This is a genomic window from Bosea sp. 685 (assembly GCF_031884435.1).
Taxonomy (GTDB): Bacteria; Pseudomonadota; Alphaproteobacteria; order Rhizobiales; family Beijerinckiaceae; genus Allobosea.
Map to the genome: position 1 here is coordinate 5863516 of NZ_CP134779.1, position 21485 is coordinate 5885000.

General features: G+C 64.1%; 22 protein-coding genes and 1 tRNA gene (1 of these 23 running past the window's edge). 15 read left to right on the forward strand and 8 right to left on the reverse strand.

The genetic code is table 11. The annotated features are described in order from the left end of the window. The first annotated feature begins 3 nt into the window (after window positions 1–3). Genes RMR04_RS28555 through RMR04_RS28565 form a run of 3 tightly spaced genes read left to right on the forward strand, consistent with a single transcriptional unit; the run spans window position 4 to window position 2821 of the window. Entirely contained in the window at window positions 4–1017 is a 1014-nt protein-coding gene (locus RMR04_RS28555; protein WP_311911892.1) for a 1-aminocyclopropane-1-carboxylate deaminase/D-cysteine desulfhydrase, read from the forward strand. Then, window positions 1014–2018 (forward strand): hypothetical protein, encoded by a 1005-nt coding sequence (locus tag RMR04_RS28560; RefSeq protein WP_311911893.1) that lies wholly within the window; start codon window positions 1014–1016, stop codon window positions 2016–2018. The genes RMR04_RS28555 and RMR04_RS28560 overlap by 4 nt, the downstream gene beginning before the upstream one ends. Then, window positions 2009–2821: a sulfurtransferase gene (locus RMR04_RS28565; protein ID WP_311911894.1), complete on the forward strand. Its 813-nt coding sequence runs from the start codon at window positions 2009–2011 to the stop codon at window positions 2819–2821. The genes RMR04_RS28560 and RMR04_RS28565 overlap by 10 nt, the downstream gene beginning before the upstream one ends. Before the next feature lie 505 nt (window positions 2822–3326). Here the strand turns inward: RMR04_RS28565 and RMR04_RS28570 are convergent. Beyond that, window positions 3327–4286, reverse strand: coding sequence for a hypothetical protein (locus tag RMR04_RS28570; protein ID WP_311911895.1), 960 nt, complete (start codon window positions 4284–4286; stop codon window positions 3327–3329). Between the two features lie 435 nt (window positions 4287–4721). Here RMR04_RS28570 and RMR04_RS28575 point away from each other — a divergent pair, with 435 nt between their 5' ends. The 6 genes from RMR04_RS28575 (at window position 4722) to RMR04_RS28600 (ending at window position 13429) form a co-directional block, all read left to right on the forward strand. Beyond that, window positions 4722–6302: an ABC transporter substrate-binding protein gene (locus RMR04_RS28575; RefSeq protein WP_311911896.1), complete on the forward strand. Its 1581-nt coding sequence runs from the start codon at window positions 4722–4724 to the stop codon at window positions 6300–6302. Window positions 6303–6313: 11 nt separating this feature from the next. After that, window positions 6314–7813 (forward strand): M81 family metallopeptidase, encoded by a 1500-nt coding sequence (locus RMR04_RS28580; protein ID WP_311911897.1) that lies wholly within the window; start codon window positions 6314–6316, stop codon window positions 7811–7813. A 409-nt stretch (window positions 7814–8222) separates the two neighbouring features. Beyond that, window positions 8223–9767: a glutathione ABC transporter substrate-binding protein gene (locus RMR04_RS28585; RefSeq protein WP_311911898.1), complete on the forward strand. Its 1545-nt coding sequence runs from the start codon at window positions 8223–8225 to the stop codon at window positions 9765–9767. 12 nt (window positions 9768–9779) lie between these two features. Beyond that, window positions 9780–11606: an ABC transporter ATP-binding protein gene (locus RMR04_RS28590; RefSeq protein WP_311911899.1), complete on the forward strand. Its 1827-nt coding sequence runs from the start codon at window positions 9780–9782 to the stop codon at window positions 11604–11606. 48 nt (window positions 11607–11654) lie between these two features. After that, a complete protein-coding gene (locus RMR04_RS28595; protein WP_311911900.1) occupies window positions 11655–12578 on the forward strand; it encodes an ABC transporter permease subunit in 924 nt (307 codons plus the stop codon). Further along, on the forward strand, window positions 12575–13429 hold the full coding sequence (locus RMR04_RS28600; RefSeq protein ID WP_311911901.1) for an ABC transporter permease: 855 nt from the start codon (window positions 12575–12577) through the stop codon (window positions 13427–13429). The genes RMR04_RS28595 and RMR04_RS28600 overlap by 4 nt, the downstream gene beginning before the upstream one ends. A gap of 163 nt (window positions 13430–13592) precedes the next feature. Here RMR04_RS28600 and minE read toward each other — a convergent pair whose 3' ends face one another. From minE to RMR04_RS28630, 6 genes are all read right to left on the reverse strand, one after another. Further along, window positions 13593–13856, reverse strand: coding sequence for a cell division topological specificity factor MinE (gene minE, locus RMR04_RS28605; protein ID WP_069689375.1), 264 nt, complete (start codon window positions 13854–13856; stop codon window positions 13593–13595). Then, complete coding sequence (gene minD, locus RMR04_RS28610) at window positions 13853–14668, reverse strand: septum site-determining protein MinD (RefSeq protein ID WP_310159049.1); 816 nt, start codon at window positions 14666–14668, stop codon at window positions 13853–13855. The genes minE and minD overlap by 4 nt, the downstream gene beginning before the upstream one ends. 95 nt (window positions 14669–14763) lie before the next feature. Continuing rightward, window positions 14764–15498, reverse strand: coding sequence for a septum site-determining protein MinC (gene minC, locus RMR04_RS28615; protein WP_311915975.1), 735 nt, complete (start codon window positions 15496–15498; stop codon window positions 14764–14766). Window positions 15499–16015: 517 nt separating this feature from the next. Then, window positions 16016–16369 (reverse strand): putative quinol monooxygenase, encoded by a 354-nt coding sequence (locus tag RMR04_RS28620; protein ID WP_311911903.1) that lies wholly within the window; start codon window positions 16367–16369, stop codon window positions 16016–16018. A 61-nt stretch (window positions 16370–16430) separates the two neighbouring features. Next, window positions 16431–16886, reverse strand: a complete 456-nt coding sequence (locus RMR04_RS28625; RefSeq protein WP_311911905.1) for a putative quinol monooxygenase — start codon at window positions 16884–16886, stop codon at window positions 16431–16433. Between the two features lie 95 nt (window positions 16887–16981). Further along, the gene (locus RMR04_RS28630; RefSeq protein WP_311911906.1) at window positions 16982–17752 is read right to left on the reverse strand and encodes a glucose 1-dehydrogenase; all 771 of its coding nucleotides are present in this window, start codon (window positions 17750–17752) and stop codon (window positions 16982–16984) included. 189 nt (window positions 17753–17941) lie between these two features. On the opposite strand from RMR04_RS28630, the gene RMR04_RS28635 reads away from it, so the two are divergent. Continuing rightward, a complete protein-coding gene (locus RMR04_RS28635) occupies window positions 17942–18826 on the forward strand; it encodes a LysR family transcriptional regulator (protein ID WP_311911907.1) in 885 nt (294 codons plus the stop codon). Window positions 18827–19105: 279 nt separating this feature from the next. On the opposite strand, the gene RMR04_RS28640 is transcribed toward RMR04_RS28635, so the two are convergent. Further along, window positions 19106–19181 (reverse strand) — tRNA-Met (locus tag RMR04_RS28640). 116 nt (window positions 19182–19297) lie between these two features. Here RMR04_RS28640 and RMR04_RS28645 point away from each other — a divergent pair. The 5 genes from RMR04_RS28645 to RMR04_RS28665 all read left to right on the forward strand — a co-directional run. Next, window positions 19298–19468 carry a hypothetical protein gene (locus RMR04_RS28645; RefSeq protein ID WP_311911909.1) on the forward strand — a complete coding sequence of 57 codons (171 nt, stop codon included), beginning with the start codon at window positions 19298–19300 and terminating at the stop codon, window positions 19466–19468. Window positions 19469–19540: 72 nt separating this feature from the next. Next, on the forward strand, window positions 19541–20404 hold the full coding sequence (locus RMR04_RS28650; RefSeq protein WP_311911910.1) for a DUF4118 domain-containing protein: 864 nt from the start codon (window positions 19541–19543) through the stop codon (window positions 20402–20404). A 147-nt stretch (window positions 20405–20551) separates the two neighbouring features. Further along, the gene (locus RMR04_RS28655) at window positions 20552–20770 is read left to right on the forward strand and encodes a hypothetical protein (protein ID WP_311911911.1); all 219 of its coding nucleotides are present in this window, start codon (window positions 20552–20554) and stop codon (window positions 20768–20770) included. A 144-nt stretch (window positions 20771–20914) separates the two neighbouring features. After that, entirely contained in the window at window positions 20915–21127 is a 213-nt protein-coding gene (locus tag RMR04_RS28660) for a hypothetical protein (protein WP_311911912.1), read from the forward strand. Window positions 21128–21137: 10 nt separating this feature from the next. Next, window positions 21138–21485, forward strand: the 5' end (the start) of a protein-coding gene (locus RMR04_RS28665; RefSeq protein ID WP_311911913.1) for a dihydrodipicolinate synthase family protein. The gene runs 573 nt beyond the window's last position; only the first 348 of its 921 coding nucleotides appear in the window; its start codon is at window positions 21138–21140; the stop codon falls past the right edge of the window.

Genomic DNA, 21485 nt, shown 5'->3' on the forward strand with positions numbered 1-21485 from the left:
GCGATGACACCCGACGATTTCCCGCGCGTCGAACTCGGCTTCTTCCCGACGCCGATCGACGCTTTGCCGAATCTCTCGACTGAAGCCGGCATCACGCTCAGGATGAAGCGCGACGACTATTCCGGCTTCGGCGGCGGCGGCAACAAGGTGCGCAAGCTCGAATTCCTGCTCGCCGACGCGCTGGCCAAGAAGGCCGGTGTGCTGATCACTACCGGTGGCCACCAGTCCAACCATGCCCGCATGGTCGCGGCCGCGGCGCGGCGCTTCGGCATGGAAGCCGTGCTGGTGCTGCGCGGCAACCCGCCGACCGAATACCAGGGCAATCTCCTGCTCGACCGCCTCCTCGGTGCGACGCTCGAATTCTTGGAGCCGACAGCCTATTTCACCCAGGTCGATCCGCGCATGGCCGCCCATGCGCAAGCGGCGGAAGCCGCCGGCAAGGCGGCTTACATCATCCCGCTCGGTGGGGCGAACCCGCTCGGCGCGCTCGGCTATGTCCGCGCCGTCGAGGAGATGTCGCGCCAGCTCGAGGCAGCCGGGCGCCAGCCGCCCGACATCGTCGCCGCACCCACCGGCTCCGGCGGCACGCTGGCGGGCCTCTATGTCGGCATCCGCCGGTACTGGCCGAAGACCAGGATCGTCGGCATCAGCGTCAGCCGCGACGCCGCCTGGTTCCAGGAACGCATCGCCGGCATGGCCAATGATTGCGCCGCGCTGCTCGGCTGGCCTCAGAACTTCAAGCCGGCCGATATCTGGATCGAGGACGGCTTCGTCGGCTCGGCCTATGGCGTGCCGAGCCCGGGCGGCATCGCCACGATCAACCGCGTCGCCCAGAGCGACGGCGTGCTGCTCGACCCGGTCTATACCGGCAAGGCGATGGACGGCGTGCTCGCGCTGGCGGCCAGCGGCAAGATCCCGGCCGGCAGCGATGTGCTCTTCGTGCATTGCGGCGGCAGCCCGGCGCTCTACCCCTTCGCCAAGGTGCTGACCGAGGCGCCGGAAGCCTTGCCAGCATGAGTCTTGTCGGCATGCGCGTGCTCGATCGCGCCGCGGTGATCGCGGCCGGCGGCGCGGATTTCGGCCTCGCGCTTGCCGATGTCCGCGACGCCTTCGCGCTGCTGCGCGCGGGCGAGGCCGAGATGCCGGCCGAGACCTCGGTTGCGCTAGGCTCGCCCGATCTGCCCGGCCGGGCCTATGCCCTGCCCGCCGCGCTCGGCGGCCGCTTTCAGGCCGCAGGCGTGAAATGGACGGCGCATCGGCCGGCGCTCGGCGACGGGCAGCCGATGATCGCCTCCTCCACCATCGTCAATGATCGCCGGAGCGGCCTGCCGCTCGGCATCGTCGAGAGCGCGCTGCTGACCGCGATGCGCACCGCCGCCGTCTCGGCGCTGGCATTGGAGAGCTTGATGCCGGTGCCGCTGCGCAGCGCCGCCGTGCTCGGCGCCGGCTTCCATGCCCGCACGCATCTGGAGATGCTGGCGGCGCTGTATCCGGGGCTGGAGCGCGTCTTGATCTGGAACCGGACGCGTTCCAGGGCCGAGGTGCTGGCGGCGCGGAATTGGCCCTTCCCTGTGAAGGTGGCGGAGAGCGCGGAGGAGGCTGCGCGCTGCGACGCCGTCCTGACCTGCACCAACGCCAAGGAGCCTATCCTCGACGCCGCCGCATTGGCACCCGGCCGGCTGGTCGTCCAGGTCGGCTATCACGAGGTTTCCTTCGAGGCGATCGACAAGGCCGACCATGTCGTGGTCGATCTCTGGGGCGAGTTCCGGCTGAAGAGCGCCAAGAGCCTGTTCCAGATGCATCGCGCCGGCCGCTTCCCTGAAGGAGGCGTCGCTGCCGATCTCGGGACAGTGCTCGCCGGCGGCTTTACGCCGACGCCAGGCAGTCTCGTCTATCTCTCGAGCTTTGGGCTCAACATCTTCGACATCGCGCTCGCCGCCCGCGTCATCGTCACGGCGAGGGCTGCGAATTCAGCGCCAACCACGTATCAGGACAGGAGCGACTGGCCATGGCTGTGACGATCTCCGCGGAAGCGCTCCGGGCGCGGCTGGGCGAAGCCGGGCTCGTCCTCGTCGATGTGCGCGGCATCGAAGCCTGGCGCGAGGCGAGCCTGCTCAGTGCCATCCATCTCAACGTCTACGACTACTTCATCCCGCAAAGCGACGAGGCCGGCATCGCCTCGCTCGCTGCGGCAACCGAGGCGGCGTTCGAGAGCTTGAACCTGTTCGCGGCCAAGACCGTCGTCTTCTTCGAAGAGGATACCGGCATGATCTCGCCGCGCGGGCTCTGGTTCCACGAGTTTCTCGGCCTTGAAGGCGGTCTGATCCTCGATGGCGGCATCAAAGCCTGGCGCGCGGCTGGCTTCGCAGTCGAGCCGGGCAAGGGGCCGGCTGCGGTCATCGCCCCGGCAGAAGAAGGGGCCGAACCGCACCGCCCGTTCCGGCGCGAGCTGATCGCCTCGATCGAGGAAGCTGGCCAATCCACGATGCTGCTCGATGTACGCCGGCGCAGCGAGTTCACCGGCGATTTCGTTCATCCCTGCTGCGCACGCGCCGGCCGCATTCCCGGCTGCCGCCATATCTTCTGGGAGAACCTGGTCGAGGGCGGCGCCTATCGCGCACCGGCAGAGATTGCAGCGCTCGCCCTCAAGGCGGGCCTCCGCAAGGATCAGCCAATCGTGACCTATTGCCATCGCGGCGCGCGGGCAGCGACCGCGCTCTACGCGCTCCGGCAAGCGGGCTTCGCGGATGTCCGCGTCTTCGTCGGGTCCTGGCACGAATGGGCCGGGCGCAGCGACCTGCCGATAGCGAGCGGCGCATAAAGCAGCGCCTCGGTTTCAAGGCGCTGGGAGCGAGGATTGCAGCGATTTCGGCGTCCACGAAACCGGCGGTCGGCCACTGGGATGACGACCGCTGAATTGTCAGGACAGCGGCGGGAATGGATCTGAGGCCGCATGACATGCGGAAGGCTCGCAGACCACGGCGGGCTCTCGGGGGGTACCTGTCGCCGCATAGCTTGCGCCCGTCATTTCCTGCTCTCACTCTTTGATGAGAGACGGATCAGCCGACTGAACGGTTCGGAAATCACCTTGCAGAAGCCAGTTCGCAGCAAAAGCGATGCCGCCGGTAGCCTCGCTAAACGTTGATATCTTTGAGGTAAGAAGAGCCTCGGAATTTCCCGTCATCTCGTAGTACGCCAGGTAAAATCCCGCCCTATCGCCACTCTCTGTTAGTTTCGTTAGCAGATTCAATTCGGCTCCGGTCAATGAAATACGCTAATCGGACGTAAACACGAAAGATGATATTCTATTTCTCCAATATAATTGCTTAATCGATTGTCCGCGCCACGACATGCCGCGACAGGAAATTCATGATTGCGCTGTAGGCAGCGTCCCATTCCGCAGCTTTGGCGGGCTGCACCACGACTCGCCCGGACCAACTGCCGAAATCGACGCTCATCCAGCAGATTTGATGTGAGCCGAATGCATCGCAACTGACCCGAAAGCGAAATTCGCCGGCCTCGTTGAACTTGTAGAAGACGCGCGGCGGGAAATAGCGCGGCGCATCTTCGCCACGATATCGACCGCGGTCGCCGTACATGATGTAAATACCACTGCAAAACTTCGGTAGCCGCACGTATCCATCGACTGGAGGCGGGTAGTCGGCCTCAGGAACGGTCACGACCGTCATCGCGAGTTGAGGATCGTCGTAGACGGTGCATGCTTCCGTGATCGATCGGGCCCGGATCAATTGGGCCACGCGGAGACGAAAGCGCTCGGCGGGCGTAGCGACGCCGTTGAACATCTCCACTTCGACTTCCCACTCGCCTGCCTCATGCCGCTTGGCGACAGGGTCGCCCGGGCATGGCAAGGCCTCCCTCTTGTGGAGCTTGCAGAGTCGGGACTGCTCGATGAGATCCGGTCCAACGGGATCGCCCGTCCTGCTCCAGAAATTGAAGGCAACGGCCTGCATTCCCCGCTCGGCAGCGGGTTTGCCGATGGCGCTGTAATAGGCTGCAGGCGCCTCGAAGGTGAGCCGGAAATCCCCTTTGGTCAGCCGGTTGCTGCCGCCGCCTGGCGGGGGCGTATCCATCAGGATGTCCGTCCTCAAAGTCGCACGGACCGGAACCATGCTGGCGTTTCGCATCAACCCGAGCGAGCGCGGGTCTGTCGTGGTGCCGGAAATGGCTCCCAGAAAGGCACCCCGCAGCGGGTCAGCTGCGAAGGCGATCACACCAGCGGCAATGCAAATCGATAGGGCCAGCCACCCTTTTTTCATGAAGGCCAACGCGGATCGCTGCACACCACACTCGATCTCCCGATAGCGCCTTGCGCAGAATCCAATATGAGCCGGCGTCTTCGATCACGCAGAATCTCAACTTAAGCGGGAACGTGAGCTGACGCTCAGGCACACCACAACCATTATTGAAGCAATCTCAAATTTCATGAAACTGCCTCAAGCGCCTGGTGAGCCACGTTGAAGATTTGCCTCGAACCGAACATTCGTGATCGACCGGATTGTGGTCGCTTCCAGAGCAGGATGCGAAAAAGTGGGCACCGGTTTTCGCATCCTGCTCTCACTCTTGGATGAGAGACGGATGATTTCAGATGGGATCATTCTTTGATTCCATCTGAAATCATCCGTCTCTAGGATCAGCCGACCGTCATCGCGGCGACGCTCTGTTCGCGACCATTCCATCTGCTCACACGGAAGGTTCCAGGCATGAGGCGTCGTACATTTCTTGGCGCCGCGGCTGGCGCCGCCGTATCGGCGCTGGCCAAGCCCAGCCTTGCGCAGCCGGCGAAGCTGCTGAAATTCGTCCCTGAATCGGATGTTGCGATTGTCGACCCGGTCTGGACGACGGCGACGGTGACGCGCAACCACGGCTATCTCGTCTTCGATACGCTCTACGGGCAGACCAGCGACTATAACATCGAGCCCCAGATGGTGGCCGGCCATACGGTCGAGGACGACGGCAAGCTGTGGCGGCTGACTTTGCGCGAGGGCTTGCGTTTCCACGACGGCGAGCCGGTGCGTGCGCAGGATGTCGTGCCGAGCGTGCGCCGCTTCGCTGCCCGCGACGCCTTCGGTCGCGCCTTGATGGATGCGACTGACGAATTGTCGGCTGAATCGGACCGCGTCGTGAAGTTCCGCCTGAAACGGCCTTTCCCGTTGCTGCCGGCAGCGCTCGGCAAGACCGGAACCTCCATGCCATGCATCATGCCGGAACGCTTCGCGGTCACCGATCCCAATAAGCAGGTGACCGAGATGGTCGGCAGCGGTCCGTTCCGCTTCAAGGCCGACGAGCGGGTTTCCGGCGCGCTGACAGTCTATGAGAAGTTCAGCGGCTATGTTCCGCGGTCGGGCGGCTCCGCCAGCTTTACCGCAGGTCCCAAGCACGTCTTCTTCGACCGCGTCGAATGGCGCATCATGCCCGACCCGTCGACGGCGGCCAATGCGCTCAGCGCCGGCGAAATCGATTGGTGGCAGAACCCGACGCCGGACCTGCTGGGCGTGCTGAAGCGCAAGGCTGGAATCAAGATCGAAGGGCTCGATCCCGCTGGCGGCATCGGCTGCCTGCGCTTCAACTGCCTGCATCCGCCTTTCGACAATCCCTCCATCCGGCGGGCCCTGCTCGGCGCCATCGACCAGACCGAATACATGACTGCGGTTGCTGGCGACGAACGCTCGATGTGGAAGGACCATGTCGGCGTCTTCAGCCCGGATACGCCGCTGGCGACGACGCTCGGCACGGATGTCCTGGTCGGCAAGCGCGATTTCGAGAAGGTCAGACGCGAACTGGCGGCGGCCGGCTACAAGGGCGAGCGCGTGGTGATGCTCGATCCGACCGACTATCCCTCGACCCACGCGCTGGCGATGGTGGCGGCCGATGCGCTGCAGAAATGCGGCATGAACGTGGATCTGATCTCGAGCGACTGGGGCACCGTGGTCCAGCGCCGCGCCAGCCGGCAGCCCACAGACAAGGGCGGCTGGAATATCTTCTTCACCTATCTGAACGGCACCAATAATTTCGATCCGGCCAGTCAGCTCGGCATCCGCGGCAATGGCGACCAGGCCTGGTTCGGCTGGCCGAAATCGCAGCGCCTGGAAGATCTGCGCGCCGAGTGGTTCGTCGCCAAGGACCTTGCGGCCCAGAAGGCGATCTGCGCCGAGATCCAGAAACAGTTCTTCGCCGACGTGCCCTATATCCCGCTCGGCGCCTACTACGAGAAGACGGCCTATCGCGGGCTGACCGGCATGCGCAACGGCTTTGCCCAGTTCTACGACGTGAAGCCGGCGTGAGGCAGCTCCCTATGCGTATCGCAGTCCTGCAATTCGCCCATGAGACCGTCACCTTCCTCCCCAACGACACGACGCGGGAGGACTTCATCTATCCGGGCTCGCCGGCCGGCGGCGAAGCGCTGCTCACCACCGACCCGAAGGGCTATATGGGCGGCTTCGTGCAGGTGGCGCGCGAATATGACGATGTCGAGCTGATCGGCATCACCTCCCCGCTCTGGCCGCGCACCGGCACGGGGTCGGGCTGGATCACCCAAGACGCCTATGAGCATTTCCTGCGCATCATGATCGCGGAACTGAAGGCGCAGCAGGGGCTCGACGGTGTCTATCTGGCGCTTCACGGCGCATTGGCCGTGCGCGGCGTGCCGCGCCCCGAAGCCGATATCGCGCGGCGCGTCCGCGAGGTGGTCGGCAGGGAAGTCTTCATCTCCGCGACCTTCGACCCCCATGGCAATGAGGACGAGGCGTTTCTGGAGCAGGCCGACATGGCCTTCACCGTCAAATACTTCCCCCATTACGACATGCATCTGCAGGGCGAGCGCGCGGCGCGCATGCTGGTCAGGGCGATCCGCGGCAGCTTCAAACCGCTGCATCGCACGGTCCGGATTCCGATCATCGCTCCGACCGTGGTGATGTGGACCGGCGCCTCGCCCTGGTCCGACCTCATCCAGCGGGCGTTGATCTGGGAGGCGCGAGAGCCCGATGTCTTCGTCAATGTGTTCTTCGGCTTTCCCTGGTCGGACGTGCCCGATGCCGGCATGGGGCTCCAGGTTCTGACCAATAACGACCCAGCCCTTGCCGATCGCGTCATTCGCGACATGGCGGAATGGACCTGGCGGCGGCGCGAGGCGCTGCTCAACACCGTCAAGATCCACACGATGAAGCAGGGCGTCGCACTGGCCCGCGAGGCCGTGACGTCAGGCAAAGCCCCCGTCGTGCTCGCCGACTATAGCGACCGCTCGGGCTACGCGACCTGGCTGCTGCAGGAGATCATCACCGAGAGGCTCGAACGGACCCTGATCGCCACGATCGCCTCGCCCGATATCATTCGCTCGGTGCTGGCAACCGGGGCCAAGCCGGGTGATGCGTTTGATGCGGAGATCGGCGGCCTGTTCGATGAATCGGCCGGCGAGCCCGTCCGCATCGCCGGGACGATACGCTATCTCAGCCACGCCACGACGACGCGAGGCACTGGCAATGAATGGATCTGCGTCAGCTTCGGCAAGGGCAATGTCGTGGTGCTGAGCCCCTATCTCGTCCAGATCATGGAGCCGTCGGAACTCTGGCAGCTTGGCTTCAAGCCCGATGAATTCGATGTGATCGCGATCAAGTCGCGCGCGCATTTCCGCCGCGGCTTCGACGATAGCGGTTTTGCCCCGACGATCCTTCTGGTCGAACCGCCGCAACCGTTCATGGGCACGGTGCATCTCCAGGCGCTGCCCTACGAAAATCTCACGCTGACGGACTATTATCCCTACGGCGACCCAAGCTTTCCGCCGGCGGATTGGAGCTAGAGCAGGCCGTTCATGCTCGGAAACACACCGTCATTCCGGGGCTACGCGAAGCGTAGAGCCCGGAACCCAGAACCGATGAGGCTGGGAATGAGGTGCCGTCATCAGCGGCGCTTATGTCGTCGCTACCCGAGGTTCTGGGTTCCGGGCTCAGGCCTGCGGCCTGCCCCGGAATGACGGCGTGGTTCCGGCTGACATCATCAGAGGCCAAAGAAGGGTGATTTTGCTCGGAACCACGCGTCATCAGAGTCCAGCGGCTTGGTCCCTGCGCCTCGACCGACATAAAGAACATTTTTCTCCGGCATGTTGAAAATTGGAAGCGCGATTGCGCTTGATGCCATGGACTTCAGCTACGGCGAAATCGTAAAACCTCACAGCTGTTCTTTTTTAAGAACGATCTGGAGTCGCTTTCATGCCGATATCGTTCGCTCGTATCAGCACTGCTTTTCGGTCCTTGGCCGTTGTCGCCGCGCTGGGGCTTGCCAGCCCGTCGCTTGCGGCCGGGCAGATCACGGTCGGTGTCGGCGACAACATCCTCGGTCTCGACCCGACCGATCTCAATGACTCGGTCTCGCTCTCGGCCAGCCGGCTTTTCTTCCAGGGGCTCTATGGCTTCGACCGCGATCTGAAGCTTGTTCCGGTGCTCGCCGAGAGCACCGAGGTCAACAGCGACTCGACCCAATACACCGTCCACCTGCGGCGCGGCGTCACATTCCATGACGGCACATCCTTCGATGCTGCCGCGGTGAAGCTGAACTACGACCGGTTGCGCGACCCGGCCAACCATCTCAAGCGTCAGAGCCTGCTGGAGGCCGTCGACAAGGTCGAGGTCGTCGACGAATTCACCATCCGTCTCGTCCTCAAGGCGCCATCGGGCGTGCTGCTCAACTATCTCGCCCATACCGGGGCCTCCATCCTGAGCCCCAAAGCCATCGCGCAATACGGCTCCGAGATCTCGCGCCACCCGGTCGGCACGGGTCCCTTTATCTTCACCAGCTGGACGCCCGACACGCTCAAGGCCGCGCGCAACCCGCAATACTGGCGCCAGGGCCTGCCGCAGCTCGATGGCGTCACGATCCGCAGCGTGCCCGAAAGCGGCGCAAGGCTGGCCTTGCTGCGTTCGGGCGAAGCGCAGTTCGTGTTTCCCCTGCCGCCCGAGACGGTGCAGCTCATCGAGCGCGACGAGCGCCTCGCCATCGACAAGACGCCGTCGATCGTGATCCAGTATGTCGCCCTCAACACCCGCAAGAAGCCGTTCGACGATCCGCGCGTCCGTCAGGCCCTGAACTATGCGATCGACAAGACGGCTTTCATCAAGGTCGTCTATAACGGCTTCGGCATCCCCATGGATGCGCCGGTGGCGCCGGGCATCGCCTTCTACAGCAAGCAGGGCGTCTGGCCCTATGATCCCGCCAAGGCCAAGCAGTTGTTGGCGGAAGCCGGCTATCCGAACGGCTTCGAGACCGAGATCTGGAATTTCAGCAACACGCTGAACAACCGGGCCTCGCAGTTCCTGCAGCAGCAGCTCGCCGTCGTCGGCGTGAAGGTCGCGGTCAACCCGCTCGAGGCCGGCGTCGCGACCACGCGGCTCTGGGGGGCCAAGACCCCGGAGGAAGCCGAGGTGCGCATGTTCTTCGGCAGCTGGGCGCCTTCGACCGGTGACGCCGACTGGGCGCTGCGGCCGCTGCTGTCGAGCCGCAGCTATCCGCCGGCGCTCTACAACCTCGCCTATTTCAAGAACGACGCGGTCGATGCAGCGCTTCTGAAGGGGCTGTCCACGGCCGATCCCGCGGAGCGCAAGGTTGCTTATGACGCAGTCCAGAAAGTGGTCTGGCAAGAGGCGCCCTGGATCTTCCTCTCGGTCAACACGCTGGTGGCCGGCCGCGACAAGCGCCTGACAGGTCTCGCGCAGCAGCCCGATACGGCGCTGAGCTATGAGGACGCAGACCTGAAATAGGGGTTGCTCCCCATGGGCGAGCCGGAACTGCTCGACGTCCAGGATCTCTCTGTCAGCTTTCCCGCTGACAGAGGTCGCACAACCGTGGTTCGCGGGCTTGGGCTGACGGTCAGGCCGGGCGAGACCGTGGCGCTGGTCGGTGAATCAGGCTCCGGCAAGTCCGTCGCCTCGCTGGCGATCACCCGGCTTCTCGACTATGGGTCCGGCCGGATCGATACGGGCCGCATCCTCTATCGCGACAATGGCGGCACGGTCTTCGATCTCGCGCAGGAAGATGCGGAGACGATGCGGGGACTGCGCGGCCCCGAGATCGCCATGGTGTTCCAGCAGCCGATGAGCTCGCTCAACCCGGTCATGCGGATCGGCGACCAGATCGCCGAAGCCATCGTGCAGCACCGCCAGCTCGACTGGACGGCCGCTCTCGCCGAGGCGCAGCGCCTGCTCGAGCGTGTCCGTATTCCCGATGCAAACCGGCAGTTGCGCGCCTATCCGTTCGAGATCTCGGGCGGCATGCGGCAGCGGGCGATGATCGCCATCGCGCTGGCGAGCCAGCCGCGGCTTCTCATCGCAGACGAGCCGACGACGGCTCTCGACGTGACAGTCCAGGCCCAGGTGCTGCGCCTGCTGCGCGACCTCCAGCGCGACCTCGGCACCGGCCTGCTGTTCATCACCCATGACATGGGCGTCGTCGCCGAACTCGCCGACCGCGTCGTGGTGATGCGTGCCGGCGAACGTCTCGAAGAGGGCGAGGTCGGCGCGCTCTTCGCCACGCCTGCCCACCCCTATACGCGCAGCCTGCTCGCCGCCGTGCCGGTGCTCGGCAGCCTCAACGAAGAGCCCCTGCCAGTGCCGTTCCCGGAGCCGCCCGCGCCGACCGGGCCGCAGGATACCGTGGCAGCCGCAGCGCCGGTGCTGGAGCTGCACGACCTCGTCACGCGGTTCGACATCAGGGGCATGCTCGGCCGCGTCCGGGCCCGGATCCATGCCGTCGAGCAGGTGAGCCTCGATATCCGCCCCGGCGAGACGCTCGCGCTGGTCGGCGAGAGCGGCTGCGGCAAGAGCACGCTCGGGCGCAGCATCGTGCGTCTCGAAGAGCCGTCCTCAGGGCGCATCCTGTTCCAGGGCGAGGATGTTCTCGCCGCGGCCGCGAACAGCGCTGCAGACAGGGCTTTGCGGCGCGGCATCCAATATGTCTTCCAGGATCCGTTCAGCGCGCTCGATCCGCGCCTCACAGTCGGCTTTTCCGTGGCGGAGCCGATACGCACCCATGGCCTCCTCGAGGGGCCGGCCGTCATCCGCCGCGTCGAAGAGCTGCTCGAACTCGTCGGCCTCCCGCGCGCCTTCGTCTCGCGCTATCCTCACGAGCTCTCGGGCGGCCAGTGCCAGCGCGTCGGAATCGCGCGTGCGCTGGCCTCGGAGCCGCGGCTGATCATCGCCGACGAGGCGGTCGCGGCGCTCGACGTCTCGATCCGCGCGCAGATCGTCAACCTGCTGATGGATCTGCAGCGAAAGCTCGGCCTCGCCTGCCTGTTCATCTCGCACGACATGGCGGTGGTCGAGCGGATAAGCCATCGTGTTGCGGTGATGTATCTCGGGCAAATCGTCGAAATCGGACCACGCCAGGCCGTGCTCGCCTCGCCGCAGCACGCCTATACGCGGCGGCTGCTCGACGCCGTGCCGGTGCCCGATCCCGCGCGACGCCGCGAGGAGGTCGCGATCGACGACAGCGAAGTGCCAAGCCCGCTGCGGGCATTGGACGACGTGCCGGAGGTCGCTCCGCTCGTTCAGGTCGGGCCTGACCATTATGTCGCCCGGCACCGAGTGGGAGGTCTCTATTGAGGAGAATGCGATGCGCGCCGCACTGACCCGCGGAAAGGATGAGAGCCGATGCCCATCTTCTTCCTGAAGCGGCTCATCGGCGCGGTGCCGGTGCTGTTTGCCGTGTCGCTGTTCGTCTTCGGCTTCGTCCGGCTGCTGCCGGGCGATCCGGCGCGTCTGGTGGCGGGTGCGGATGCGACGGAACAGGAGGTGGCATCCGCGCGCGAAGCGCTCGGGCTCGACCGGCCGATCTGGGAGCAGTATCTGCGTTATGCCGGGGCGACCCTTCACGGCGATTTTGGCGTCTCCAGCCGCACGCATGAACCCGTGATCGCGGTTATCGGGGCGCGCTTCCTGCCGACCCTGTGGCTCACTCTGGCAGCGATGGGCTGGGCGACCCTGACGGGGGGTCTGCTTGGCGTCTGGGCCGGGGTCAAACGCGGGCGATGGCAGGACCAGGCGGCCATGCTGGTGGCGATCGGTGGCCTGTCCTTTCCAGGCTTTTGGCTCGGGCTGCTGCTGATCGATCTGTTTTCGGTGCATCTCGGCTGGCTGCCGACCGGTGGCTATGACGGCTGGCGTTCGCTGCTGATGCCCTCCTTCACGCTCGGCGTCGGGGTGGCTGCGGTGCTTGCCCGCTTCACGCGCTCGGCCTTCGTCGATGTTGCCGGCGAAGATTTCGTCCGCACGGCGCGCAGCAAGGGCCTGACCGAACGCCGCGTGATCTGGCGCCACGCGGCGCGCAACGCGCTGATTCCAGTCGTGACCCTGACGGGGCTGGAATTCGGGACGCTGCTGGGCGGCGCGATCGTGGTCGAGACGGTGTTCGCCTGGCCGGGCCTAGGCCGTCTGCTCGTCGACAGCATCTCCTTCCGCGACTACCCCGTGATCCAGGCGCTGATCCTGCTTCTTTCCGCCGAGTTCGTGCTGATAAACCTCGTGGTCGACCTCCTCTACGGCGTGCTGAACCCGGCGATCCGGTTGCGATCATGACGACGCCCGCCATCCGCTCACCCGCTCGGGAATTCTGGCGGCGTTTTCGCCGCAGGCACACAGCGCTTCTGGCTGCGGCTATTATTGCTCTCATCGTCTTTGCAGCGGTGTTTGCGCCGTATATCGCGCCTTACGATCCGGCCGCCGCCGACTACGATGCGCTCCTGCAAGCGCCGACCTGGGCCCATCTTGCCGGCACCGACTCCTATGGCCGCGACATCCTGAGCCGGATCATCTGGGGAGGCCGCGTCTCACTGGCCGTGGGCCTGATCTCGGCCTTTGCCGGCGGCTTCATCGGCACAATCATGGGGCTTGTCAGCGGTTGGAGCGGCGGCTGGGTCGACACGCTGCTGATGCGGCTATGCGACGTGCTGTTCGCCTTTCCCGGCCTCCTGCTGGCCATCGCCGTGGTGGCGCTGCTGGGGCCGGGAGTGGGAAACGTCATCTGGGCGGTGGCGGTGTTCAGCGTGCCGGTTTTCGCCCGGCTCGTCCGCGGCAGCACGTTGGTGCTGAAGCAGACTCAATATGTTCAGGCGGCTCAGAGCATCGGCGTGTCCAGGTTCAAGCTGATCCTTCACCATATCCTGCCCGGAGCCCTGCCGGCCGTGATCGTCTATATGAGCCTGCGCATCGGCTCGGCGATCCTCGTCGGTGCGGCGCTGTCTTTCATTGGGCTGGGAGCGCAACCGCCAAGCTCCGAATGGGGCGCCATGCTGGCGGATGGGCGCAGCTATCTCGGCGTCGCCGATCACCTGACCCTGTTTCCGGGCCTCGCCATTTTCGTCGTCGTGCTCTGCTTCAATATCCTCGGCGACGGCCTGCGCGATGCTCTGAACCAGAAGCTGCAATGAAGGGCAATCGTCTGATCGACGATTTGGAACGGCTGAGGGCGGCCCTTACCGTTTAGGCTTCGCCCGGCGTCCAAAGGCCTCGCAGCTATCGGAGGCTATCCCCGAAACTGCGAGGCGAGGACGTCCCCTCCAGCGGTTTTCATGGCGCGGGGGAAGGCGGCCGTCAGGCCGCCTTCTTGGCTGCGTCGAACGGGATCTCGACGTCGACGGCGAGCGTCGAATATTGCGCGCCGCGCTCCATCTTCACGGTGACCTTGTCGTGATCGATCTGCATATGCATCGAGATGGCGCGCAGGATTTCGTCCCGCAGCTTGGAGACCAGGTCGGAATCACCGACCGCCGCGCGCTCATGGGCGAGGAGAACCTTCAATCGCTCGCGGGCGGCAGGGGCCGACTGGGTGCGGGAAAACAGGCGACGCAAATTCATGCCGCTTTCCTTCCGAAGATCTTGCCGAAGAAGCCGCGCTTTTCGCCCGGGATCATGATCGGCAGGTTTTCGCCCTTGAGCCGGCGCGCCGCCTCGAAATAGGCAATCGACGGCGCGCTGCGATCATCGGCGAGGGTGACGGGAGAGCCGAGATTGGACGCGCGCAGCACGTCCATGCTTTCCGGGATGATGCCGAGCAGCGGGATCGACAGGATTTCGAGGACGTCGTCGACCTTCAGCATGTCGCCACGTTCGGCGCGGGCCGAGTCGTAGCGGGTGAGCAGGAGATGCTTCTCCATATGCTCGCCGTTCTCGGCCCTGAGCGTCTTGGAATCGAGCAGGCCGATGATGCGGTCGGAATCGCGGACCGAGGAGACCTCCGGATTGGTCACGACGATGGCCACGTCGGCATGGCGCATGGCCAGCGTCGCACCGCGCTCGATGCCGGCCGGGCTGTCGCAGATGACCCAGTCGAAGACGCTCTTCAGGGCACTGACGACCTTCTCGACGCCCTCCGGCGTGAGGTTGTCCTTGTCGCGTGTCTGCGAAGCCGGCAGCAGGTAAAGCGTCTCGACCCGCTTGTCGCGGATGAGCGCCTGCGTCAGCTTGGCTTCGCCCTGGATCACGTTGACGAGGTCGTAGACCACTCGTCTTTCAGCGCCCATGACGAGATCGAGATTGCGCAGGCCGACATCGAAATCCACGACCACGACCTTATCGCCGCTCTTTGCAAGAGCAGCCCCCAGTGCCGCGGAGGACGTCGTTTTGCCGACGCCGCCTTTGCCGGATGTGACCACGATGACTTTGCCCATAGACCTCTCCTGTTTGTAGTGATGCGCCGTGAGCGATTCTAAAAATTGAGAGCATTGCTCATGCGAAAAGCCGGTACCCACTTTCGCGCAATGCTCTAGGCGAGCGATCCGACCTTGAATGTTTCGCCTTCGAGCCAGATCTGGACGGCCTTGCCGCGCAGTTCGGGTTCCATGTCCTCGGCCGTCTTGTAGAAGCCGTCGATGGCGAGGAGCTCCGCTTCGAGCTTGCTGCAGAAGATGCGTGCGGACGCATTGCCCATCGTGCCGGCCAGCGCTCGTCCCCGGAGCGTGCCGTAAACATGGATGGAACCTCCCGCGACGATTTCCGCGCCGGATGCGACCGACCCGATGATGGTGACGTCGCCCTCGGGAAAGAACAGCGACTGACCGGAGCGCACGGGCTGGGTCACGATGATCGAAGGCGTGGTCTTGATCGGCAGCGGGTCGGAGCGAATGATGCTCTCGGACACGGCCACCTCCTTGATCGGCTCGGCGACCGGCGCTTCGATATCCGATGTCGAGCGCCCGCCGGATATCGCAGGCGGCAGATCCGTACCGAGCAATGAGGTGCGGGCGCCTTCAATGCCCATGATTCGGACATTGCGCGTGCACAGCTCATCGACGAGCGCGCGGAGCTGCGCGCGGTCGAGGTCAAGGCCTTCGACATCGAGCACGACCGGCCGCCTCAGGAAGAACCCGGCGGACAGCGCAGCCAGCTCATCGAGCCGCACCAGCCAGTCCTCGATGGGCAGCTCGGGGGTCAGCGTGAGCGCAAGGTAGGAGCGCCCCTTGAGGCGGATCGGCCTGGGTTTGGTTAACACGGCGGTCATCTTGGTAAATTTTCGGTAGCTCCGGTGTATCGGCGGATGGTTAACAGATGGTAAATCGCCGGAGCGCGTCCACGGCAACGCGCCCATTTTGAACTCTGGCGAGGCGTGGCAAGGGCTGTGAATTATCAGCCGGTCAGGCGTCAAAAGCCGCCGAAGCTGAAAGTGCCCGCAGCAGGCCGAAAGCGCTCCTCGGCAGGTTCCGAAGCCGTTTACGACAGCGCTTGTCCCATGCTGCCCATGCGAGGCATCGCTGCCGCCGGCTTCGGCCGCGCAAAGGCGAACGCGGTCACATCCGCGTGGCTCGCGGCCGATCGCGAGATCCAACATCGCGAGATCGCAGATCCAGCGGTCATGCCGCAGCGAGGGCGAGCGGCCCGCATATGTTTCGGCTTACGAGGGGACTTGGGTCCGATCATGCGACCGGCGGTCCAGGCCTGCCGTGGAATTTATCAGAGGGCTTCTCCGCACCGACCTCAGCTAGAACCACGCCGAAGTGCTCGCCGAGCACGGCAAGCGGTCAAACGCTCGGGGCGACGGTCGTGACCATCGCGCAGCGGCGCAGGTCCATCTCGCCTTCGAGCACCTCGGGAAGCGCGGCGACGAACGCCTTCATGTACGGCAGCTCAAAATGCTCGTTCAGGTCGGATGCGTCCTTCCAATTCTCGTAGAGCATCCAGACGTCGGGGTCGTCGTGCGAGCGGTGGAGGTCGTAGTTGATGTTGCCAGGCTCGGCGCGGGCCGGCTCGACGAGCGTCGACAGGCGACGGCCAAGTTCGTCGCCCATACCCTTCTTCGCGCGGACGAACGCCACGAGCGTGAGCTGGGCGCCATTTGAGGGCGGCGGGACGGCGGAAAGGGATTGCGCGGTCATTGTGTCGTCTCCGATTGTGTTGGGTTCCGCTCCGCTAGGGTCAGGTGGAGTTCGTCCGAGATCAACGGCATTCGGCGCGCGAGTCCGGGCCAGTGGTGGCCGGCGCGGAGCGCGGCTGCGGGTCGAGGTCCTGGGCGAAGCGCAGACCGCCTTCGGTGATCGGGCGGGCCAAGTTGCGCTCGAACATCGAGAACAGCGCGACGGTGTAGGAGCGGGCGAAATGACTGTTCACTGCAGCCTCGTTGCGCCAAACCTCGTAGAGGACGTAGCTGCGCTCGACGCCCAGGATTTTGTGGACGTTGAACGTGATGTTGCCGGGCTCGAGGCGCGAGCAGGTCACAGAGCGACGGAAGAGGCGCTCGAACTCCGCTTCAGTGCCGGGCTTGACCTCGAAGTTGACGACGAGGGCGACTTCACCGTTCGGGCTGGGCTGCAGGGCGATCTCGGCCCTCGCCGCGTGTGACGAAAGGCAAACCCCTGCGGCGACGACAGCGCTGAGTGTGATTTTCTTGAGCACGTTGATGTTGCCTCTCTAAGAACCAAGATTGTCGGGTTGCTATGTTTCGCCATCGCAGCGTTTTCGCTGCGATGGCGAAACAGCGGGATGGCCGATCAGGCGATCGAATAGCCACCGTCGATCAGGAGGCCGTGGCCCGAGATGAACGAAGCGTCGTCCGAGGCCAGAAAGGCAACGACGGTTGCGACCTCTTCCGGAGTGCCAACGCGGCCAGGCACCGTCGTGGCGGCGAAGGCGTACTTCGCATCGGAGCTCGGCCAAATGCGGTCCTGAAACGGCGTGTCGATGATGCCCGGATTGATCGCGTTCACCCTGACACCTTGCTTGAACAGCTCGATCGCCGCAGTCTTGGTGAGGCCGAGAACCGCGTGCTTGCTTGCGATGTAGAGGCCAGCGTTGGCGAAGCCGATCACACCACCCATCGAGGCGTTGTTGATGATCGTACCGCCGCCCTGCGCCAACATAGCCTTGGCTTCGTGCTTCATCGACCAAAACACACCGCGCACGTTCGCGTTGAAGATGGTGTCGTAGGTCTCGTTAGTTTGCTCGACGAAGGGCGAAAACGCGCCTTCGGTACCGGCGTTGTTGAAGGCGATGTCGACGCGGCTGTAGATCGAGATCGTCTTGGCAACGAGCTCGATGACGCTCTCCTCGACGTTGACGTCGGCGACGACGGCGGTAGCCTCGAAACCCGCGTTCGTGATCTCCGCCACCAGGGCCTCGATCTCGGCGCCGCGGCGGGCGCTGGCGATCACCTTGGCGCCACGACGGGCGAGTTCGATGGCGGCGGCGCGGCCGATACCGGAGCTGGCTCCGGTAATGAGGGCCACTCTACCTTCGAGCGTCTTCACGCGATTATCGCTCATTCAGGTCTCCATCCGTTGCAAACGCCGCCCAGCCTAGGCGCCAATCGATGGGCCTGTGTGCCGGCGCCCTTTGTTCTAGAGGGCCCAAACAGATATGATTAGATGACGAATTTCTATTAGAGTAGTGAATGAAGCATACTAATTTCTGCCGGAGGTGCAGCCGGGCGTATTTTTCATCGGAGCAGCGACATGCACGGGACGGAGTTGGCGGAACTTGCGACCTTCTTGGCTGTCGCACGCTTCAAGAGCTTCAAGCAGGCCGCCGTCGAGCGCGGTGTAGCGGCCTCGGCCGTCAGTCACACGATCCGTAGCCTTGAGGAGCGTGTCGGGATCCGCCTGTTTCACCGGACCACGCGTAGCGTCTCGCTGACCGAGGCAGGACAGCGGTTCTTGACGGAGCTCAGCCCCGCATTCGGTCAAATCGAGCGGGCGCTCGACAGCCTTAATTCATTCCGCGGCACGCCGTTCGGAACGGTGCGGATCAACATTCCGAACTCCATCGCCCCCTTTGTCTTGCGCAATGTCATGGGTCCCTTGCTCAAACAGAACCCCGGCTTGCATTTGGATCTCGTGGCGACCGATCGCTTGGTCGACATCGTGGAGGACGGCTTTGATGCGGGAATCCGCTTCGGCGAGCGTCTGTTGCAGGACATGATAGCCGTGCACATCAAGCCGACCCTACGCTTCTCGGTCGTTGGCTCGCCAGACTACTTCAACGGACGCGAGATCCCCCTGAAACCGGCTGATCTTCGCGAGCACTCATGTATTCGATATCGGTTTCCAAGTGGTGCAATATATAATTGGCAATTCGAAAAAGATGGCGAAGAGATCGACGTCGAGGTCGGCGGCCCGATCACCCTCGATGACCAGGAACTGATGGTCGAGGCGGCGCTACAGGGCTGCGGGCTGGCCTATGTCTGGGATAATCGCGTGATGCAGCATCTGGTGAGCGGGACGCTCATCCGGTGCCTTGATGACTGGTGCGCCCCGGACAACGGCCTGTTTCTCTACTATCCGAGCCGACGCTACCTTTCCGCGGGGCTGCGCGCCGTAATCGACATGCTCAAGGCATGAGTAGGCCATACCCGCCGCTGCCGGACGCTGCCCACAATCACCTGGATCCTCAACATCGCCGCCACGCGGCCCCGATTTGAAGATGGAGTTCGCCTGTCGACGGCGCAAAGCTCCTCGCTGAGGCCTTCAAGATAGCAGACCGCACACCAGCACGGGCAGCGTCGATCCGGAATGCCTCGACCACGCGCCCGGACGCAAGGCGCGCCATCGTGGCGGCTAGCCCGGAACGCAAAAAGCCGCCCTTTTGGGGGCGGCTTGGCTAAGTTTTGGCTTGAGATTTGGTTGCGAGGCTGGATTTGAACCAACGACCTTCAGGTTATGAGCCTGACGAGCTACCAGGCTGCTCCACCCCGCGATAAGGCGTGTTTGGCCATGGGGTCCTTATATCGGTTTTATGCAGCTGGACGATGGCCTGCATAGCGATTTAACGCAGACATCGCCGATCATCCGCTGCCGAAGACGGAGGTCGAAATGGCCACCTATGAAGCCTCCCTGAGGCGGCGGCGCGAGGCGGCATATCAAGCCATACGCCGCAATAGACCACTCGACGGTAGCGTGCGCGCCCTGTTGCGGTCCTTTGCCGTACTGCTCCTGCTGGCCGGCATCCTGGCGGCGTGGGTTTATTGTGCGGCGCCCCGCTGAGCGAAGGTCGAGAGCACGGCTGCACGAGCAGCGATACGACGAACATGCGCACCGGCATAAAGGGACATTGCCATGAGCACTCTGGGGTCTTCGGGCGAGTTCAAGCTTCTGTCGGACACCGAACCGCTGCCAGCTTTGCAACTCTTCGACCTGCCGATCATCGTTCGATATCTCGTTGCGCTCGCGATGACCGCCATCGCAACCGTGGTGGCAGTCGGGCTCGACAGCGCGGTGACGATCCCGAACCTGTCCCTTGTCTTTGTCGTGCCCGTGCTCATCGCGGCCGTCGGCTTTGGCCTCGGCCCCTCGCTGTGCTCGGCGATCCTCGGGGCTCTTTCCTATAATTTCTTTCTGACCGAGCCGCGCTTCACGCTCCGCGTCGACGACCCTGCGAATATCTGGGCGATCGGCCTGCTCTTCGTCGTCGGAGTTATCGCGAGCGCCGTGGCCTCGACCGCCCGCCGCAGGGCGGACGATGCGGCGCTTGGGCGGCGGCAGGCAGCGGTCGTGCAGTCCTATAGCCGAGACATCGTCGCGGCCGACGACGCAAAGGCGATCTTGTCCAACGCCGCCAACGCACTCGAAGCGCTCTTCCAGGTTCCCGTCGTCGTGATGCTGATGTCGGAGGTCTCAGTCGACCTCGTCTTGAGGCGTGGCAAGATCGATCTCGGCGAAGTGGACATCGAGGCGGCGCGATCGTCGCTGACCACTGGCAAGGTTTCCGTCGCGGGCGTCTACCCGTTCGATACCTCGCGTTTCGATTTCTGGCCGGTGATGACCTCGGCAGGAGGCCGAGCCGTCATCGGGCTTGCATTCGACCCGGAGGAACGTCCAACCCAGCCAGGCACCCTTGTCGATATCGTCAGGAACCTTCTCGCTCTGGCTCTTGATCGTCAGCATCTCCGGCCCGGATCAGTTGGGCAGGTATCTGCCTAGGCCGTGGCGAGACGCATCGCATCACGCTGGCGATGCTGGCGAGCCTGCCGGGCGCGCTTTTGAACGGGATGGATATCGTCGGGATGAGGTATGCCAGCACGCCGGCTCTGACGCGCGGTCCTTACGCAGAATAGCAGGGGCGGACTAATGGATTCGTTGACCGCGTTCGGGCTGTTTGCCGTGACCGCGATGTTGGTAAGCTATGCGCTCGAGGCTCGCAGCGCATGGTTCACTCTTGCCTTTGCCGCCGCCTGTGCACTCGGTTCCGCATATGGCTTCATGCAAGGCGCATGGCCGTTCGGCTTGGTTGAAGCCATCTGGGCCATGGTGGCTCTGGCTAAATGGCGCGCGCGAATTTCAAACTGAGACACGTCTCACCCCAACCCGCTGAGGAGATGACGCCCTTTACGCGGGCTTGATGCACGCCACTGTTTTCCGCCTGGAGCCTTTACGCAGGCGATGCCTATCTGTCCGGTTGCGGCCGATCCGGCCGCTCGGAACAAAAGGGCCATGGGTCAACATCTTCAACCGACCGCCAAATCTGCCTGCGCTTTCGTGGTGGGCCTCGATACCGAGGGGCATTGGGTCGCCATCGAGACGCATGGGCGCGGCGGCGGCATCTTCACTGACCGCGACGCCGCCATCCGTTATGCGGAGTTCGAGACCAGCCACCGTCCACGCGCCGTCCGCCTAAGCCATCGGCGCGTACGGCTTGAGCTGTGAGGGCCGCGCCATGAACCACTGGCTGCATGGCATGTTCACCGAGCTGGTCACGCCTTTCGACGGGGCGCGTATCGACGGTAAAGGGCTGTCTCGACTGGTCTCCTGGCAGATCGCCCAGGGAGCCTCCGGCGTCGTCGTCGGCACGGCGACGGGAGAGTGCGCGACATTGACCCCGGAGGAGAGCTGCAACATCGTTGCAATCGTTCGCGAGGCTGCAGGTCCGACATTCCGGATCGTGGCGGCTGTGGGAACCAACGCCACGACAGCCTCGATCGAAGAGGTCGAGCGGGCAAGCCAGGCTGGCGCCAATGCGATTCTGCTTCGCACGCCATACTACAACCGGCCGACGCAGGCCGGG

What these genes read in the sequence shown, in the direction of transcription:
- RMR04_RS28555 (WP_311911892.1), top strand. Translation starts at nt 4, where the DNA reads ATGACACCCGACGATTTCCCGCGCGTCGAACTCGGCTTCTTCCCGACG.
- RMR04_RS28560 (WP_311911893.1), top strand. Translation starts at nt 1,014, where the DNA reads ATGAGTCTTGTCGGCATGCGCGTGCTCGATCGCGCCGCGGTGATCGCG.
- RMR04_RS28565 (WP_311911894.1), top strand. Translation starts at nt 2,009, where the DNA reads ATGGCTGTGACGATCTCCGCGGAAGCGCTCCGGGCGCGGCTGGGCGAA.
- RMR04_RS28575 (WP_311911896.1), top strand. Translation starts at nt 4,722, where the DNA reads ATGAGGCGTCGTACATTTCTTGGCGCCGCGGCTGGCGCCGCCGTATCG.
- RMR04_RS28580 (WP_311911897.1), top strand. Translation starts at nt 6,314, where the DNA reads ATGCGTATCGCAGTCCTGCAATTCGCCCATGAGACCGTCACCTTCCTC.
- RMR04_RS28585 (WP_311911898.1), top strand. Translation starts at nt 8,223, where the DNA reads ATGCCGATATCGTTCGCTCGTATCAGCACTGCTTTTCGGTCCTTGGCC.
- RMR04_RS28590 (WP_311911899.1), top strand. Translation starts at nt 9,780, where the DNA reads ATGGGCGAGCCGGAACTGCTCGACGTCCAGGATCTCTCTGTCAGCTTT.
- RMR04_RS28595 (WP_311911900.1), top strand. Translation starts at nt 11,655, where the DNA reads ATGCCCATCTTCTTCCTGAAGCGGCTCATCGGCGCGGTGCCGGTGCTG.
- RMR04_RS28600 (WP_311911901.1), top strand. Translation starts at nt 12,575, where the DNA reads ATGACGACGCCCGCCATCCGCTCACCCGCTCGGGAATTCTGGCGGCGT.
- minE (WP_069689375.1), bottom strand. Translation starts at nt 13,856, where the DNA reads ATGAATTTGCGTCGCCTGTTTTCCCGCACCCAGTCGGCCCCTGCCGCC.
- minD (WP_310159049.1), bottom strand. Translation starts at nt 14,668, where the DNA reads ATGGGCAAAGTCATCGTGGTCACATCCGGCAAAGGCGGCGTCGGCAAA.
- minC (WP_311915975.1), bottom strand. Translation starts at nt 15,498, where the DNA reads ATGACCGCCGTGTTAACCAAACCCAGGCCGATCCGCCTCAAGGGGCGC.
- RMR04_RS28620 (WP_311911903.1), bottom strand. Translation starts at nt 16,369, where the DNA reads ATGACCGCGCAATCCCTTTCCGCCGTCCCGCCGCCCTCAAATGGCGCC.
- RMR04_RS28630 (WP_311911906.1), bottom strand. Translation starts at nt 17,752, where the DNA reads ATGAGCGATAATCGCGTGAAGACGCTCGAAGGTAGAGTGGCCCTCATT.
- RMR04_RS28635 (WP_311911907.1), top strand. Translation starts at nt 17,942, where the DNA reads ATGCACGGGACGGAGTTGGCGGAACTTGCGACCTTCTTGGCTGTCGCA.
- RMR04_RS28645 (WP_311911909.1), top strand. Translation starts at nt 19,298, where the DNA reads ATGGCCACCTATGAAGCCTCCCTGAGGCGGCGGCGCGAGGCGGCATAT.
- RMR04_RS28650 (WP_311911910.1), top strand. Translation starts at nt 19,541, where the DNA reads ATGAGCACTCTGGGGTCTTCGGGCGAGTTCAAGCTTCTGTCGGACACC.
- RMR04_RS28655 (WP_311911911.1), top strand. Translation starts at nt 20,552, where the DNA reads ATGGATTCGTTGACCGCGTTCGGGCTGTTTGCCGTGACCGCGATGTTG.
- RMR04_RS28660 (WP_311911912.1), top strand. Translation starts at nt 20,915, where the DNA reads ATGGGTCAACATCTTCAACCGACCGCCAAATCTGCCTGCGCTTTCGTG.